Genomic DNA, 17,293 nt, shown 5'->3' on the forward strand with positions numbered 1-17,293 from the left:
GAGCCGTGAAGCGTCGAAGGAGGTCGGTCATGCGTGGCCGGATTACAGCTGCTGCGTGTGCAGTCATGCTTGCCTGCACCTCCCCACATGCCGTGGCGGTAGAAACTGCGCACGGACAGGCGATCGTGCAGGGCAATTACCCCGTTACAACCGTAACTATCGGTAGTACGGAAACACTACCCCCACCACTGCCCAGGGGCCAAGCCTGGTACAGCGGCACGAGTATCCCCAGCTGGGCGCACCTTTCTGAAGCCGATGGCTCCATCGAGCTGACGCCATCTGTCGGCGTCGATCCTGGCGATTACCAGTGGCCAGTCGTTGCCCACTACGGCGACGAATCCACGGAAATCATCCCGGTCCGAGTCACTGTGGCGAACCCGGGAACGGATGAAGGCGTGGCACCGGACTTCCTGAAGCCGCTCGGTTTTGAGCAGATCACGCCGAAGTGTTCCAAGACTTCCTTGGCAGTGGGCATTCCGCTGCTGGCACTGATCCCGCTCGGCTTTGCCACCCAAATGGGGCTACCAATCGTTGCGGTGCAGGACAGCGTTAACCTGCAGATTACAAACCTGGCGAAGCCGGTGAACATTCACCTCAAGCCGCGCCAGTACAACCGCCGCAATGCGGACCTCGGCATCGCGTCGGTGCTGACGGTCGCTGGCCTTGTCGGCGGCGGCATCATTTATTCAGCGTGCGCTTCGTTCGAGCAGTAGGCGTTGCCGTCCACGGGTCCTCCGGCCACGGGTGCTTCGGGTAGCGCCCGCGCATCTCCTTACGCACGTCCTGGTAGGGCCCGTTCCAAAAACTGCGCAGGTCGTCCGTGACCGCCAGCTCGCGCCCAGCAGGGGAGAGTAGGTGGAACAGCACCCGCTGCCCGCCAATCACCGGCGAGTCCGCCAGCCCGAACGCCAGCTGCAGCTTCAGCCGCACGACGGGTCGGCCCGTCGAGTAGTCCAGCTTGCCTTGCGCGATGCGCGTCGGCGCCAGCTCGTCGAGCCGCGAAGCCTCGGGCCACGGCAGTTGCCGCATCAGCGCCTGTCGCATGTCCAGCTCTCTTATCGACGCCCCCCTGGCCAACTGCGCCACCTCCAGCGAGTAGTCGCCCTTGGTCACGTCCGGCCACGGCTCGCCGATGGTGGCGTGCAGGAAATCGAGGCGCTGCTTGAGGGCGGTGGCGGCGCTATCAAGCGCGAAATCTTCGAAGCTGATGTCGCGCAGTGCCTCTTCCACCTCGTGGGGCTCGGGGCGGATTGGGGTGGCGCTCAGTTCGATGGCGCCGATGGCTTTGACCCTGCGTGCGCGCACTTTCCCGTCCACCAGTGATGCGCGCACGTGCTCCTCGACGCGCTCCTGCGGCATCGCAAGCGGTTCCGCCGCGCGGATCACCGCACCCCGCGCAGTGCGCTGCACCTCTGCGGCCGCGATCCACTCCGGGGCGCCGATCGGCACGTCCAGCCGCGCCCTCGTTCCTGAGGCAAGCAGGTACTCGCCCCCGTCGCGCTTGGCCACCCACTGGGGGTACGCCGCCGCGATCACGTCGCCAGGCGCCACCGGCGCTGACTGGTGTACGAGTCTGGCCAGGCGTTTCGCGGGCTGGTCGGCGAGTTTGGCCACCGTGTCCGCAGCGCCCGAGCCGAACTTCACCAACGCGGCCCCCAGCCGCGGATCCACCGGCATGCGCACCAGCTTCTCACCGAGGGCGGTGATGCGGTGCTCATCGTCCAGCGCGCCGATGAGCCGCAGCGTCTCCTGTGCAGCGGCCAAGTGGTGCGCCGGGGGAGGGTCCAGCAGCGGCAAGTCTGGCGACGCCCACGCCGCCAATTGCAGCGCCGCCTGCGTGAGGTCACTCGTCGCGATCTCCGGCGCCACATCCGGTTGAAAGTGCTGGTAGTCCGTCTCCGAGTAGGCCCGCACCACCGTGCCAGGCCCCAGGCGACCGGCGCGGCCCGCCCGCTGGTCCGCACTGCTTTTCGCCGCAGAGACCGTCACCAAGCCCGTCATCCCGCGGGCATCCCGCCGCGGCACCCGGGTAAGCCCGGCATCCACCACGCGGCGCACACCCGGCACCGTCACCGAGGACTCCGCAACGTTCGTCGACACCACCACCGCAGCATCCCCGTAGAGCGCGGCGTCCTGCTCCGCGGAGGACAAGCGGCCGTGGAGCGGAGTGGCGTCGTCAAGAAAGCTGGCGACGAGCTCCACCTCCCGCACCCCCGGCACGAACACCAGGGTGCGCTCCGGCGCCTCCGCGAGGGCGGCCACATGCCGGTAGAACTCGCGCGAACCCTGCATCCGCCCAGCGTGCGGAGCATATGTGACCTCGACGGGGTAGGTCGCCGCCTCCGTGGACAGCACCTCGGCGCCCATGTGGTCGGCGAAGCGGCGCGCGTCCAGCGTCGCCGACATGGCGCACAGGTACAGGTCATCGCGCAGCAGGGCAGTCTCCATGCACATGGCCAGCACCAGGTCGGTGTCCAGGCCACGCTCGTGCACCTCGTCGATGATCACCGCGTTGACGCCCTCCAGGCCAGGGTCCTGCAACAGGCGGTTCAGCAGCACACCCGGCGTCACAAACTCCACCAGCGAACCATCCCGATGCTCACCACGAATGGAGTAGCCCACCCGCTGCCCAAGCCGCGACCCATCCAGGTCCGCCAGCCGCTTCGCCGCCGAACGCACTGCCACACGCCGCGGCGCCGTCACCAGCGTCTTCCCACACACATTTGCCACCGCCGGTGGCACCAGCGTCGTCTTACCCGTCCCAGGCGGCGCCTCCACCACCAGCGGCCCGGTGCGCGGCAGCTCCCCAATCACCTTCGCGACGGGCAGCCCCTCCCCAATCTTGCCCAGGTCAAACGCGTGCTCAGGCATCCTGCGCAAACTTTCGCTTCACGACGCCCGGCACCCCCGCCACCAAACAGTCATCTGGCACGTCCTTCGTCACCACCGTGCCGGCGGCCACCACGCAACGATCACCCACCGTCACGCCAGGCATCACCATCGCACCCGCCCCGAACCAGCAGTCCTTCCCAATCCGAACCGGCTTCGCAATCTCCCACCCCTCAGCCCGCTTCGCCGCATCCTCAACCGGGTGACCCACCGTAATCAGCTGGCAGCCCGGCCCGAACACCGACCCGTCCCCGATGGTCACCTCCGCAATATCGAGGATGACGCAGTTGAAGTTCATGAAGCACCCCTTGCCGAACCGGGTGTTCAGCCCGAACTCCACATGCAGCGGCGCGAACAGTCCCGGCACGTGCTCACTGTTGGAAAACACCTGCCGCAACAGCTCCTCCGCCCGCGGCTGATCGGTGTTGCCCAGGGCGTTGACCTGGCGCATCAACTCCCACGTCCGGGCGTGTTGGGCGTCGGCCTCCTCGCCGCCGGGGAGGTACCACTGACCTGATCGCATCTGCTCCATCGAATACATACCAGCCAGGGTACCGGGGTGTGTAGCCCCTACGGCCCTGCCTGCCGCTCGGCTTACCGCCCCCGCCCGTCGAAAAAGTTCCCCCGAGAACCGTGATGCGGGGAACGATCTTCATGGACAGGCGTCGCGAACTGGGGAAACGGCAGCGTCGGTCGACCGGAGTGGGCTCGAAATCCAAAATGGTTCCCGAGCGCGGGAACTTTTTCAAAGAGTATCGGTGCGAGCCGAGAAGGGACAGAGCATTGAGGGGTTTCGGTTGACAGGGGGACATGTCAGGGGGACAATGAGTACAACACAAAACATGGTGTTGTGATGTGTTGTTGTGTTGCAAAATAGAACCACCCTCCAGGGTGTTTGAGGACCTGGAGGGTGGCGAGGGACACACTACATGAGAGCATTCTGAAGGAGCGGCCAAACTGCTTCAGAAGCGCGGGTGAATCCAACGGTTAGCGCAAGTAACCACACCCACGGGATGCGAAGATTGAATTTCCATCTTCGCATCCCTTTCTCTTTAGTTTTCTGTGTCTCTCAATTTGGGGCTTAAGGGACATTTTGTGTGTGTTTAGCTGCGTCCAGCCCACCCTTTTCTCACGCCTAAGCTGGGGTTCCACTGATGATCAATGCCGGTATCGAGGCTTAAGGGACATTTTGTGTGTAACTAGCCGCGTCCAGCCCACCCTCTTCTCACGCCTAAGCTGGGTTCCACTGATGATCAATGCCGGTATCGAATTCTTTCGGCCCGTCGACCTCTTCCCGTCGACCTACTCCGGTTTACCAACGCAGGTCAGCGCAAAATCGGCAAAATAGCCCCAAAATCATCCAAATCACCGCTGACCTGGGTTGGTCGACGCAATGAGGTCGACCGGAACCCCCGATACCTCTATGCGACCAGAATTGTGCACGTCAAGGGCTTTGCTCGTCCCCCTGGCTATATGCGACCGCCCAACGCACAGGCGGCTGGTTCTAGTCCCACCCCCCCGCACACAAACAATCGGACACCCTCTGCCCGGTATGCGCCTGCTCGCGCGCGCAAGCCGCACACTTGGCGAATACCTAGGCCGCGCCGGATGGCCGCCCTCGGACCGCGACGCTGCGGCTGGCGAGGGAGCGGACCAGGGTCAGACCGAGGAGAGCGCCCTTGCCTTGATCTGGTCGAACTCCTGCTGGGTAATCGCTCCCGAGTCGAGAAGGGCCTTCGCCGAGGCAATCTCATCGGTCGGGCTCGATCCGGCGGAGCCGCCGGCGACGGACTTGATGTACTCATCCTGCCGCTGCTGGAGCTCCTGGCGCGCCTCGACCGCGCGGTCGGTCATCCCCCGACCTCGAACAAGCAGGTACGCGAGCATTCCGATGAACGGCAGCGCGAGGATGAACACCACCCACAGCGCCTTCGCGAAGCCGCCGAGGTCCTTGCTGCGGAAGAGATCTCCGAAGATCCACCACAGGGACATCAACCATGCGAAGAAGATGAAGAACTCGAACATGGCGAGTAGGAATGAGCCGTTGTCGTCGAACATTTGCTGACTTCCTCCTGACTGGATGGACGCTGGCCGAGCGGTCCACGCGGACCCCAGCGCACGACGGTTAGGAACAAGGACGTGCCCGGGCCGTCGCCGAACCATGTTAGCAGCTTTTCCTCACCAAGCGTGGTAGCCGGGTTGCGACGCGCTGACCGGGTTGGGCTGGTGAAGACGGGCCTGGGACTCCACGATTCGTAGCGACCAAGCAACGGATCGAGAGGAGTCCCAGGTGAGTGTTGAGGCTACCGTCCTGTCTGCTGCGATGCTCGGCATCTCGGGGTTGGTGGTGCTTGCCGTCGGTGAGTACGGCGGTGAGCTGGAGCTGTTGGTGGAGACCTCCGAGTCGGTGACCGGGTGCCCGCGGTGCGGGGTGGTCGCGGTGGCCCACGGCCGGCGTGAGCATCTGGTGCGTGACATCCCCTCGGCGGGGCGGCCGGTGCTGCTGGTGTGGCGCAAGCGGCTGTGGCGGTGCGCCGAACCGGCGTGCCCGCAACGTACCCGGTCAGTACACCTAATAAAGCGACGTCAGTACGTTCGCTAATGCTCGAGCTGATCTTTCATCGCTCGTACCTCTTGGCTGCCAGCGTGGTCACTTATTCGCAACCGCCCACCGTGCGTTCTCTACACCCCTCACCGTTGCACTCATGTGAGACATTTGAACGCGCTGTGGCCTTATCCGTCCCCGCGGATTGCTCCTCGCCTGTCATTCCTGAAGGGTGTCAGGAAGTTTGTGTGTGAGGCTCTGATCTAGAAGGAGTTTCACCGATAATGACTACGGTGTCACCGAAGAAAACCATGACCCGGCGAGGGTCAACGAGATCAGCGAGAAGCTGATGGAAAATTCTGAAATCGCCAGCTTGATTAGCGAGCTGTCGAGCTCCGCTGATGATGCAAGCGAGCTGGTCAAAGGCCTGCTGCAAGCATCAATCAACGCTGGCCTTAAGGCGGAGATGGATGCGCACTTGGGCTACGGCCATTCCGACCGCAAAGCGAAATCCCAGGTCGAAACCGCACAGGAGAATAATCACCGTAACGGGTCGTACACCAAGACCGTCAATTCTGGCTACGGCGCAGTTGAGGTGACCGTGCCCAGGGATCGTGCCGGCACGTTTACTCCCCGGATGGTGCCCAAGGGTGCACGTCGGCTCACAGAGCTCGACGACATGATTATCTCGCTCTACGCCGGTGGGATGACCGTGCGCGATATCCAGCATCACCTCGCGACCACCCTTGGGGTGGATATGAGCCCGGATACGATCAGCACCATTACCGATGCGGTGTTAGACGAGGTCATGATCTGGCAAAACCGCCAGCTCGACGAGTTTTACCCGGTGATCTTCCTCGACGCGCTACGCGTGAAAATCCGTGACGGCCACCGCGTGGTCAACAAGGCTTGCTACATGGCGGTTGGTGTCGACATGGACGGCATCAAGCACATCCTGGGACTGTGGATCGCCGACAATGAAGGAGCCGCATTCTGGGCATCGGTGTGTGCGGATTCTGGCTAACCGCGGTGTCCAAGACGTGTTCATTGTGTGCTGCGACGGGCTCAAAGGCTTGCCGGAAGCCGTGGAGGCAACCTGGCCGAATTCCATGGTACAGACCTGTATTGTGCACCTGATTCGGGCTGCGAACCGGTGGGTGTCCTACCAGGACCGCAAAGCAGTCTCCCGCGCGCTGCGTGAGGTCTACACAGCCGCTAACGAGGACACCGCACGTGCCAGCCTGGATGCTTTCGAGGCCAGTGAACTGGGCCGGAAATACCCCCAGTCGGTCAAAGTCTGGCGCGACGCCTGGGAGCGGTTCGTGCCGTTTCTGCAGTTTCCGCCGGCGGCACGCCGGGTGCTCTACACCACCAATTCAATCGAGTCGCTGAATGCTGAACTGCGTAAAGCTACCCGCAACAGGGGCCAATTCCCGAACGATACTGCCGCACTAAAGACGCTGTGGCTGATGATCTGCAACATCGAACAAGCGTGCCGCCCAGCGAGCGAAGAAAGCAAAGCGCGACATTGAGTGCAACGGCTATATTGAAGGAGCGAAAGCCACCGGGTGGAAACAAGCCATCAACCAACTAGCCGTGGCTTACCCCGACCGATTCGCGGACTACTTGTAAACCACCCCCCTAGAGCACTCGATCTCGCTGGGGTCCCTGCGCTACCCGCAGACTTCATACCACACACCAGACGTCATTTGGTGTTGGTTTCTCGAAACGGGCGAATGGAACTGTTTTGAAAACCATATCTGGTTGTTGTCCGAGGTCATCCCAGGAAACCAGATAGATTTATACACACAAAATGTCTCTTAAGCCCAATTTGGAGCATGAAGCAACCCATAGGATTCCTCCTTATCAGGCGCCGCCCCATAGGGTCCTTCCGCAGGTGAGGGACGAAATCCCACGGAGAGGCGCAGGTGAATAAACTCCTGCGGACAGTGAAGTACTCACATGAATGGGTACGCACTGCAGGTGAGAGTATAACCCTGAGATTTGAAAAAGCAGGACGATCACCCAAACGCCCAGGCACGCCGAGCCCGCACGAGCACTACACTGCCAACCATGACAGAGACAACGAAAGTAGCCGTAGTAACGGGAGGCTCCGCCGGGATCGGGGAGGCGTGTGCGCGGGCGCTCGCCGCGGACGGTTGGAAGGTGTACGTGGCGGCGCGCCGGGTGGAGCACTGCCAGGCCATCGCAGAAGAGATCGGGGGCGTGGCGGTGCGCCTTGATGTGACGGATGAGGTGAGTGTGGGGGAGTTGGCGTCGATAATTGAGGGGCCGGTTGGGCTGCTGGTGAATAATGCGGGCGGCGCGAAGGGCCTCGACCTGCTTCGCGACGCGAACCCCGCCGACTGGCAGTGGATGTACGAGACGAACGTGCTCGGCACCATGCGGGTGACGAAGGCCCTGTACCCGCACCTGCTGGAGGCGTCCGGTCTGGTGGTGAACATTGGGTCCGTGGCGGCGACTGACGCGTACAAGGGCGGCAGCGGCTATAACGCGGCGAAGTACGGGCTGCGCGGGATCACGCGGGCGCTGCGACGGGAGGAGGCGGAGAACAACATCCGTGTTACGGAGATTGACCCTGGCCGGGTGAAGACGGACTTCTCCCTGAACCGTTTCGCGGGCGATGCCGAGCGTGCGTACGCGGTGTACGAGGGCAAGTTGAACTTGACCGCGGAGGACATTGCGGAGGCGGTGCGCTGGGTGGCGAGTTTGCCGCCGCACGTGAACATCGATACGTTGTCGATTATGCCGACTGACCAGGCTGAACGCTAAGTGTCGGGGGCGTGGCTTAGACTGGCTGCATGATTCTAAGCACTACTAATTCCGTCGATGGGGGCACCATCGCTGAGTACATGCGCATCGTGGGCGGCGAGGCGATCGTCGGCATGAATGTGTTCAAGGATTTCGCGGCGGGCATTCGCAACATTGTGGGTGGTCGCGCCGCCGCGTGGGAGGCCGACGTCGTGCGCGCCCGCGAGGAGGCCCTGAACGAGCTGTGGCATCGCGCCGCGGAGATGGGGGCTGACGCGGTGGTTGGCGTGAAGGTGGACTACGAGTCCATGGGCGCTGACGGCGGCATGATGTTGGTGTCCGCGGTGGGCACTGCGGTCAAGCTTGCTCCGCCGGTGGTGTAATCATGGCGTTTGATGTGGTGATTTCGGGGGAGAGCATTAAGCTCGGTCAGTTTTTGAAGGTGGCCAACCTTGTGGAGTCCGGCGGGCACGCCAAGGAGCTCATCAACGCCGGCGAGGTCAGTGTCAATGGGGAGGTGGTGCGTGCGCGCGGGCACCTGCTTTTCGACGCCGACTCCGTCACCGTCGGCACCCAAACAGCAACCGTGAGCACCGGCGGGGATGACGGCGACTACTTCGATGAGCGCACCGCGAACGACGATTTCGATCCGGAAAAGTGGAGGAACATGTAAATGCCTGCGTTTCAGGGAACACCAGGGATGCCGTACTGGCAGGACTGCTTGACCAAGGACGTGCAGAAGTCCGCGTACTTTTACTCGAAGGTGCTCGGCTGGGAAGTGACGGGCGAGACGTACCGGGTTGCCCGCAAGGACGGGTTGCCGGTGGCGGGGTTCGTGCCGTCGAAGCAGGAGCGGGACCTGTGGGTGACGTACTTCATGGACGCGGACGGCTCGATTGAGTCACGCGTGGAGTCGCTGGGTGGCAAGGTGCTGAGCTCTCAGGAGGTGGACTTCGGTGTGATGACGGTGTGCGCGGACCCGTCCGGTGGCCTGTTCGGCTTGATGCGCCCTGCGGGGGAGGACGCCTTTGTTGCCGCTGGTGAGCCGGGTGTTCCGGTGTGGTACGAGTGCGTGGCGCCGGATGAGGCCACCGTGGACTTCTATGGGGAGCTGTTCGACTGGGAGCTGCGCAAGGAAAGCGGCTACTACATTGCGCTGCAGGAGGGCGCGGCGTTCTTGGGCCTGCGCCTGGACCCGCGGCTGCAGCAGCATGGCCTTGCGGCGGTCTGGCACTCCTACTTCGGCGTCAAGGACGTTGATGCGGCGTCCCATGCGGTGCGTATGGGTGGCGGCCAGGTGTTGGCTGGCCCGACGCTCAGCCCGTTCGGCCCGATGCTTGGGGCGAAGGACGCCACCGGCGCCAACGTGTACCTGTGCGAGGTGCCGGAGCCGGTCAGCGAGGACGTCAGCGAAGCAGACTCCATCCTGGACCTCTAGGGCGCGAAACGAAGCGGAAGCACTGTGTTGAAGAAGTGGATTACGGCGCTGTTGGTGTGCGCGCTGATGCCCGCGCTGCAGGGGTTTCACGTGAACCCCGGCTACACGCGGGAGCGCACTGCGCTGGCGGTGGTGCACCCGGACGGCCGGGTGTCGATCTCCCCGGCGGGCGAGGAGCCCCGCGCCGCCCTGTCCCTGGCCAAGCTCTACCTTGGCTATTGGGTGCTCTACAACGGCACGAAGGAGGAGAAGGCGCAGGTGGAGGAGATGGTGCGCGTCTCCAACGACGCCATCGCCGAGGAACTCGACGCCCGCTACCCGCAGGCCATCGACGAGATTGCCGCCGACTTCGAGCTGGAGCGCACGCAGCGCGTCGGCGCGTGGGGCACGACGTTGACCTCGGCGAGGGACGTGGCCACGTTCATCGCCGCGATCCTGTGGGACCCGGTTGCTGAGCCGCTGTTGGACGGGATGCGTCGGCAGTCGCTGGTGGCCTCTGACGGGTTTGGTCAGCAGTTCGGCACCGCGCGTCTGCGTGGCGTGCAGGGCTCCAAGATGGGCTGGGCCAACGAGGCCACCACAGCGACCGCCTCTGTCTCCTGGGGCACCACGCTGGATGAGACGTGGGCGGTGGCGGCGCTGACGAACGGCAGCGCCTACCACAACACCGTGGATGTGCGGCGCGGCATTGTGCAGCGCCACGACGCCACGCCCGCGTCAGCCTTCGGCCACAGCAAGTCCGGAAAGAAACTCCGCGGCATCGAGGACCTTGCGCCGGTGCTGGGCCGGGGTAGCGATTACCCCGGTGGAGACGTACTCTTTCACTTCCGCCCCCTCGACTGAGGGCTGCTCCCACGCGGCGTCGGAGGCGCGTTGCAGCAGTACCTTTGCGTCAGCCGTCGCGAGGGCCCCAGCGGCTTCGGTGGATTCGGCGGGGAAGGTGAGCACGTAGGCGTCCGCGCCCGCAGGCAGCAGCCCGCAGGAGGAGCCGGTGCCCCACACCGCGACCACGTCCGCGCCTTCCTGGCGTGCGGCATGCACGGCGGAGGCGACGCCGGCCGGGTCGTCCACGTCGTAGGCACGGGCGCCGGCCTGCTCAGCGCAGGCGGCAACCTCGGGGCGCCAGGCGAACTCGCGGGCATCCGCTGGCCCGTCGTAGCAGGACACCACCCACACGCCTCCCTTGGCGGGCGCCTTCGATGAGGTGAACACCTGACCCAGCGGGGCGTCCTCGACCGAGACGTCCCCGGTCAACGCCACACCCGGCATCTGGTGATCCACCGCGGAACCCAGCATCAGCATCGCGGCGTGCGTAATCCGGTCCGGAAGCAACGCCAGGTACTGCGGGGAGTCCTCGTAGGACGCCTCGATGTAGGACACCAGCTGCGCGAGCTGCTCCGACTCCGGCAGGGTGCGCTCCACGCCACCGACCTGGAACTCCTCGGAACCCTGCTCGTTGAGCGGGTAGTGCGCGCCCTCCGCGCCGGGCTGAAGCGACGATTCCTCTACCATATTTTGACCCTTTCCTCCGGGGCGATCCACATCGCAGAGCCGGGCTCCACGTCGAAGGCCTCGTAAAACTCGTCAACGTTGGACGCGATGACGTTGCAGCGGAACTCGTTCGGCGAGTGCGGGTCAATCGCCAGCAGCTGCGCCGCCATCTCCGGCCGCGCCTTCGAACGCCACACGCGGGCCCACGCCAGGAAGAGCTCCTCCAGGTTCGGCTCGACGTTGTTGTCGGCGCAGTACAGCTGGTACGCCACAACCGCGATACCAAGGCCGCCCAGGTCGCCGATGTTCTCGCCGAGCGTGAACTCGCCGTTGACACCCGCGACGTCCTGGCCCTCCAGCACAGAAGGCACTAGGCCCTGGAACTGCTCCACCAGCTTCGCGGTGCGCTCCTCGAAGTGGGCGCGGTCCTCGTCGGTCCACCAGGAGTTGAGGTTGCCGTGGCCGTCGTAACGCGAGCCCTGGTCGTCGAAACCGTGGCCGATCTCGTGGCCAATCACCGCGCCGATCGCGCCAAAGTTGCGCGCCGGGTCCGCCTCTGGGTCGAAGAACGGCGGCTGCAGGATTGCGGCCGGGAAGGTGATGTCGTTGACCACCGGGTTGTAGAACGCGTTGACGGTCTGCGGGGTGGTCACCCACTCGGAGCGGTCCGAGGGCTTGCCGATCTTGCCCAGCTGGTAGTCGTGCTCGAAGGCGGCGCCGCGGCGCACGTTGGCCACCAGCTGCTCGCCGGAAGGATCAAAGGTCAGGCCCTCGTAGCTGCGCCACGTTTCCGGGTAGCCGATCTTCGCCTGGAACAGGCGCAGCTTCTCCAGGGCGCGCTCGCGCGTCGCCGGCGTCATCCACGGCAGGTCGCTGATGCGCTGCTCGTAGGCCCGCACCAGGTAGTCCACCAGGGAGAGCATCTGCTCCTTCGACTCGGTAGGGAAGTGGCGCGCCACATACTCCTTACCGATCTCCTCGCCAACCAGCGACTCCACCAGCCCCACGCCGCGCTTCCAGCGGTCGCGCTGCTGCGTCGCGCCGGAGAGCACCGTGCCGTAAAACTCGAAGTTCGCCCGCCCGATCTCCTCGGTGAGCACGCTCGCGCGCGAGCGCAGCACGGTCCACGCCGCCCACAGCTGCCAGTCGGCGAGGGTTTCGGGGCGAAGCATCGTCGCTAAGTCCTCGGTGAAGGAGGGCATCATGTTGATCACGCGGCCGTCGCGAAGCCCGGCGCCGCGCAGCATCGTCACAATTATCGACGGCAACTCCGCCAACTCCACCGGATTGTAGGTAGCCATCGCGTCCCGGCTGCGCACCACATCCCAGTGGCTGGCCGCCACCTGGGTCTCCAGGTTCATGATGCGCTGCGCCGCCACCTCAGGCGTAAGCCCCAGCAGGTACGCCGGGTCCAAAAACGCCAGCATGCGGGCCACGTGCTTCTGGTAGGTGGCGCGGGTCTCCGCGTGGGCGTCCTCCCGGTAGTAGGCCTCGTCCGGCAGGCCAAGGCCGGATTGGACCAGGTAGGGCACGCTGTCCTCGCCCTGGGAGTCCTTCTCAACCCAAAAGGCCAGGGGGGAGCCGACACCCGTGCGGTCGAGCACGCCCAGGTTGTGGGCGAACTCCTCGATATCTTTCACCGCGATCAGGTCCAGGTCCGGCTGCAGAGGCGCGGTGCCTGCGGCGTTGATGGCGTCGGTATCCATGAAGGAGGCGAACAGGTCGCTGGTCTCCGAGACGATCGTGTGGACGTCCTCCTCCGCCTTGTCGCGCAGGGCGTAGAAGGAGCCGTCGATACCGCGATCGGCTGGGATCTCGTGGGATTCGACCCACTCGCCGTTTACGTGATGAAAAAGATCATGCATGCCCACAACTCTAACGTGTGGGGCGGACATGCGCGTCGGCGGGACTAGCGGTGGTTGGCGATCCAGTTCGCAGCCTCATGCTGCTGCGCCAGCGTGTAGGACCCGTGCGCACCGATCGAGTGGATGATGCTGCTCGTGCGGCCGTCGTTCGCGCGCGCGATGTCAATCACCCAGCGGGGCATCCCGCCGCTGCTCAGGTTGACGTCCATCGCAGGGTCGACGATCTCGCGCTGATCCTCCGACGGGGAACACACGATGTCGCCGGTGTTGCAGATCTCCAGCACGCGCTCACCGAGGTCGCCATAGCCGCCCTCCAGCTCACCGAGCGCGCCGCGCACGTGTGGCGACGTTCCCACAGACATCACCGCACCGTTCCCGCCCTGGTAGGGGCTGGAAAACAGGGCAGCCGAGACGACGCGCTCCTTCGCGATAGGGCCACGGTCATGCGCAATGTTATTCAGCATCCGCGACACAATATCCGCGCCGAGGGAGTAGCCAGTGAAGCTGAAGCGCGCGTTCGGGCAGGCGTTCGCGATGCCCGCGACGGCCTTCTTCGTCTCCGCGTACCCGCGGTTCGACGCCGTCTGGTACTGCGTGGTGGCGAACGGCGCGGCGTCGTACGCGATCCACAGCGGCTGAATCTGCCCACCCGTATACAGCTGGGTAAGCACGCCCGTGAGCCACACGTTCCCGCCGTGCGGCAGGTTGCGCGGTAGCCCCGGCATCGTATTGACGCCACCCGGCACCGCAATCAAGTACTCCGACTTGCAGCCCTGCGACTTCAGCAGGCTCGGCAGGCGGAACGACGGTGCGATCGGCGCCGGCAGCTGCAGCTGCTGCGCAGAGGCCGGAGCCGCCGCACCAACCGCGACAAGGGCGGCGGTAGCGGCGGCAACAAGAACGGAGCGGAGGGATGCGAAAGCGCGCATGGCGCCTCATCTTAGCTGTTAGACCTCCCGAATCTTCATCGGGCCTGGGGTCCACCACCCTGAACGGGTGACCTCCTCCAGCTGGATCTCCGCGAGCGCTGGCACCTCACCGATGGAGTTCGTGCGCAGCTGGTAGCGGGACAGGGAACCCCAGTCGCGCTGCCAGTCGCCCTTCATGTACCCCGGCACCTGGTAGGAGTAGTTCACGGCCTCCGCGGTGGACAGCGCACCGCCGCCCAGGAAGTCCATGAATCCGGACAGCTGCTGCTTACCCGGTGCGTCAGGCATGATGCGGAACTCCGGGATCTCGGTCACGCCAGCGAAGTGGTTGAACGTGCGCTGGCACGGGTACTGGAAGGCCACCGACCAGTCGAGCAGGCCCGGGGTGTCCGAGTCGAACATCTTGTTCAGCGGCTGCAGCGTCGGGTTGCGCAGCGGGGTGACGGCCATCCAGTCGTCTTCCGCAAGGGAGGCGTCCTCGGCGACGAGGCGCACCACGTTTGCCTCCTCGGGCAGGTCCGCGATGGGGTAGCGCAGGTTGCGCCACTTCGGCGTCGGCCCCTGGTCCAGCATTTCTGCCTCGCCCAGGGTCTTTATCGAGCCGTCGTCGCTGCGCACGCCGTACTCCAGCACCAGCTCGGCACCTTCCTTTTCGACGCCATTAATGTCGTGGTGCGCGATCTTGCCAGCCACGGACGTGACCAGCAGGGGGGCGTCGTCACGCTTCTGTGGCAGTTCGAACCAGGTGGTTTCCAGGTAGGCCGTGCGCGTCGCGCGCTCGTCGTATGTGCCCAGCAGCGGGACGCGGTTGAAGTCCAGGTTGAACGGCAGGCGCACCGTCGACCCGTTGACGCCACGCAGCGTGAACGGGCGGTTGCCCTCGACGCTGCGTGCATCCGAGGAGAGCTCAGGCTCCTCGTTTGCATCGGACTGGACGGTCTCGATGGCGGTGTCGTCGCCCGATTTCGTATCCGTGGTGTCGGCGTTGTCGTCCGCGATCGTGGCAGGCACGCCGTCCGGGTAGAACGCGCGGTTCACCCCGGAGTCCAGCGAGCGGCCCAGCGGCACCCCGTCGACAGGGGTGAGGAAGGAATCGTTCGTGTCGGTCTCAAGCAGAATCTCGCTGCCGAGGGCGCAGATGTCACCCTTGAACGTCTTCACGTTGCCCATGCCCACCGAGTAGTTCGGGGTCTGCTCCGCAAACGCCTTCACGAAGGTGAGGCACGAAAACGCCACCATGAGTACCGCGGCGACGGCGATCGGCGCGGCCATCACGCCAGCCCAGCGCGACGCCGCCGCGCGCTCCCGCGCAGAATCAGGGCGCGGCCGCAGCCACTGGACGACGCCCACCAAGGCAATCACCAGCGTAATTCCGAGCAAAACAGTGTTCGCCTCAATGCCCTTGACCTGCGGGTTCTTGTCCCACCACGGCACGCCGAAGGAGGACACGTACCACCACGCGTTCCAGCCCGCCAGACTCAGGGACACCAGGAAGAGCACCGCGGCGATCGCAAAGGAGCGGTTGCGCGCCGACTGCAGCGCAAAGTGAGACAGCACCACCGCGCCGAGTGCTGCGACCACACCGCCGATACCCGCGTAAATACCGAAGTGGTGCGTCCACTTCGTCGGGGTGAACATCAGGAAGAACGTGGACAGCCCGATGATCAGCATCAGGCGCTGCGTCGGCTTCGCAGGCGTGCCTGGGATCGCGCCGTGGCGTGCCATCGAAAACAGGATGAGGACTACGCAGAAGGCGAAGACCAGCATCGGGAAGCGGCGCGACAGCGAGCCGTCGACAGCTTCCTGGAACAGCGTGCCGTAGCGCACCCACTCCGAGTACCAGGACAGCGCCGGGCCGACCTCGCCGCGCACCTTGGTGGCCTCCAACACCGTCGCCAGCGTCTGGTCCTTGAACACCGGCACCATCACGGCGAAGCCCGCCGCCAGAAACGCCGCTATGTACGCGATGCCCGGGGCAATCGCGCGTCGCTTGTTCATGATGCGGAACACCTCAGGCAGGCAGATCAGGAACACGCCCACCGCCGCCAGGCCCGTCGGGCCGCAGGCCAGCGTGAACGCCGCCACCACCGTGCCCAGCGCCGCCGGGGCCAGCCGCTTCGTCGCGATTGTGCGCTCAAACAGCGCCCACGTCAGCGTCAACCCCATCGCGATAATCGGCTCCGGGCGGGTGCCGTTGTTGTACGGCAGCCAGAACGCCAGGAACACAAACGCTGCAGTCCAGTACGCCATGCGGCGGTCCGCGATGACCGCGCCGAAGCGCGGCAGCAGCTCGCGGGAAATCAGCCACCACACCAAGATGGCGGCCAGCAGCGTCGGCAGGCGCATCCACATCGACGCCGTCGTCACCTTCGCCAACAACGCCAACACGTCATAGAACGGGGAACCGAACGGCGCCTCGGGCACGCCGTACCAGCGGTAATAGTTCGCCATGTAGTCCGAGTCGTTCGAGACCCGCGCCATCGTCAGCAGGAAGCCGTCATCCGAGGTGTTCGCGCCGAACACGTGCCAGAACCCCAGCACCGCCAGCACCACCGCGTCCAGCGGCTTGAACGTGCGCCAACGACGGTTGAACAGCGGGATACGACGCCCATCCAGCTGATCCAGGCGCCACAGCCCCCACAGGCTCACCGCCATCGCGGCCAGCCCCAGCCACATCGCCAGCGACTTCACCAGGGTCGGGCTGGACGTAAAGCGAGAGTTGATCTCGATGTTGGCGGCGAGCCCGGCGTCAATAAGCTGCGCCGACGACTCCTCCTTCAGCTCCGAGTACAACCCACTGAGCTGCGGGCGATAATCATCCTCGAGGACCTCCTCGAAGCTGGTGCCCGGCACCGAAATTTCCGCCTGCTCATCCGTGATGTGCACCCGCAGCTGCTTGTCCGGGCCGATACCCGCCAGCTCGCCGGGGCTCAACTCGAAGAGCACCTTATTAATCGAGCTGACCACCAACCCGCCATCCGGCGCGGACACAAACATGCCACGGTCGGTCGCCTCCTCCGAGGACGCAGGCAGCGTCGACACAATGATGTTCTGGCCTTCACGCAGGTGACGCGTCGCCTCCAGCGGCACCGTCATGTCAATCTCCTGCGGCGCCAGCGAAATCAGCGGGGCATTCACCGACCCCACCGAGCCGCCTTGCGGCCACTGCACTGACGACTGCACCTGCGTCACAGGCAGCAGCGGCGTCAGCAGCAGCAACACGAAGGCGATGAAGCCGGACACGACGGTCGCAGCCACCAGCTGGCGCGGGGCGCGCCGAGGTTGTTGCGCGCCGGGCGTGCTCGCCGCACTCTGTGGGTTCGCAGGGTTCACGGGATTCACGGATGTCTCAGTTGTCACAGGG

At 64.8% G+C, this 17,293-nt stretch carries 13 protein-coding genes and 1 pseudogene; 7 read left to right on the top strand and 7 right to left on the bottom strand.

The genetic code is table 11. The features are described from left to right. Positions 1–29 precede the first annotated feature (29 nt). A complete protein-coding gene (locus R0V12_RS06675; RefSeq protein WP_070479007.1) occupies positions 30–713 on the top strand; it encodes a Rib/alpha-like domain-containing protein in 684 nt (227 codons plus the stop codon). Here R0V12_RS06675 and R0V12_RS06680 read toward each other — a convergent pair. The 3 genes from R0V12_RS06680 to R0V12_RS06690 all read right to left on the bottom strand — a co-directional run bounded on the left by R0V12_RS06680 (position 679) and on the right by R0V12_RS06690 (position 4,947). Beyond that, positions 679–2,871 (bottom strand): ATP-dependent RNA helicase, encoded by a 2,193-nt coding sequence (locus R0V12_RS06680; protein WP_070479006.1) that lies wholly within the window; start codon positions 2,869–2,871, stop codon positions 679–681. The two genes, R0V12_RS06675 and R0V12_RS06680, sit on opposite strands and share 35 nt — an antisense overlap. Next, on the bottom strand, positions 2,864–3,430 hold the full coding sequence (locus tag R0V12_RS06685; RefSeq protein WP_070363310.1) for a sugar O-acetyltransferase: 567 nt from the start codon (positions 3,428–3,430) through the stop codon (positions 2,864–2,866). The genes R0V12_RS06680 and R0V12_RS06685 overlap by 8 nt, the downstream gene beginning before the upstream one ends. Positions 3,431–4,548: 1,118 nt before the next feature. Beyond that, positions 4,549–4,947: an SHOCT domain-containing protein gene (locus tag R0V12_RS06690; RefSeq protein WP_070477224.1), complete on the bottom strand. Its 399-nt coding sequence runs from the start codon at positions 4,945–4,947 to the stop codon at positions 4,549–4,551. 232 nt (positions 4,948–5,179) lie between these two features. On the opposite strand from R0V12_RS06690, the gene R0V12_RS06695 reads away from it, so the two are divergent. The 6 genes and pseudogenes from R0V12_RS06695 to R0V12_RS06720 all read left to right on the top strand — a co-directional run bounded on the left by R0V12_RS06695 (position 5,180) and on the right by R0V12_RS06720 (position 9,644). Further along, the gene (locus tag R0V12_RS06695; protein ID WP_070363309.1) at positions 5,180–5,491 is read left to right on the top strand and encodes a transposase family protein; all 312 of its coding nucleotides are present in this window, start codon (positions 5,180–5,182) and stop codon (positions 5,489–5,491) included. A 227-nt stretch (positions 5,492–5,718) separates the two neighbouring features. Beyond that, positions 5,719–7,066: pseudogene (locus R0V12_RS06700) on the top strand (IS256 family transposase). Positions 7,067–7,507: 441 nt separating this feature from the next. Beyond that, positions 7,508–8,227 (top strand): SDR family oxidoreductase, encoded by a 720-nt coding sequence (locus R0V12_RS06705; RefSeq protein ID WP_070363308.1) that lies wholly within the window; start codon positions 7,508–7,510, stop codon positions 8,225–8,227. Between the two features lie 29 nt (positions 8,228–8,256). Beyond that, positions 8,257–8,589 carry a heavy metal-binding domain-containing protein gene (locus R0V12_RS06710; RefSeq protein ID WP_070363307.1) on the top strand — a complete coding sequence of 111 codons (333 nt, stop codon included), beginning with the start codon at positions 8,257–8,259 and terminating at the stop codon, positions 8,587–8,589. A 2-nt stretch (positions 8,590–8,591) separates the two neighbouring features. Then, positions 8,592–8,879, top strand: a complete 288-nt coding sequence (locus R0V12_RS06715) for an RNA-binding S4 domain-containing protein (RefSeq protein WP_070477226.1) — start codon at positions 8,592–8,594, stop codon at positions 8,877–8,879. Then, a complete protein-coding gene (locus tag R0V12_RS06720; RefSeq protein WP_256000623.1) occupies positions 8,880–9,644 on the top strand; it encodes a VOC family protein in 765 nt (254 codons plus the stop codon). A 717-nt stretch (positions 9,645–10,361) separates the two neighbouring features. Here the strand turns inward: R0V12_RS06720 and R0V12_RS06725 are convergent. Genes R0V12_RS06725 through R0V12_RS06740 form a run of 4 tightly spaced genes read right to left on the bottom strand, consistent with a single transcriptional unit; the run spans position 10,362 to position 17,289 of the window. Then, the gene (locus R0V12_RS06725) at positions 10,362–11,156 is read right to left on the bottom strand and encodes an alpha/beta hydrolase (protein WP_320072355.1); all 795 of its coding nucleotides are present in this window, start codon (positions 11,154–11,156) and stop codon (positions 10,362–10,364) included. Next, a complete protein-coding gene (locus R0V12_RS06730) occupies positions 11,150–13,000 on the bottom strand; it encodes a M13 family metallopeptidase (protein ID WP_320072356.1) in 1,851 nt (616 codons plus the stop codon). The genes R0V12_RS06725 and R0V12_RS06730 overlap by 7 nt, the downstream gene beginning before the upstream one ends. A gap of 44 nt (positions 13,001–13,044) precedes the next feature. Beyond that, positions 13,045–13,929 carry a cutinase family protein gene (locus R0V12_RS06735; RefSeq protein ID WP_284817729.1) on the bottom strand — a complete coding sequence of 295 codons (885 nt, stop codon included), beginning with the start codon at positions 13,927–13,929 and terminating at the stop codon, positions 13,045–13,047. A gap of 18 nt (positions 13,930–13,947) precedes the next feature. Continuing rightward, positions 13,948–17,289: an arabinosyltransferase domain-containing protein gene (locus tag R0V12_RS06740; RefSeq protein WP_320072357.1), complete on the bottom strand. Its 3,342-nt coding sequence runs from the start codon at positions 17,287–17,289 to the stop codon at positions 13,948–13,950. Positions 17,290–17,293: the final 4 nt, after the last annotated feature.

The sequence above is a fragment of the Corynebacterium sp. UMB2355A genome (assembly GCF_033877495.1).
Lineage (GTDB): Bacteria > Actinomycetota > Actinomycetes > Mycobacteriales > Mycobacteriaceae > Corynebacterium > Corynebacterium pseudogenitalium.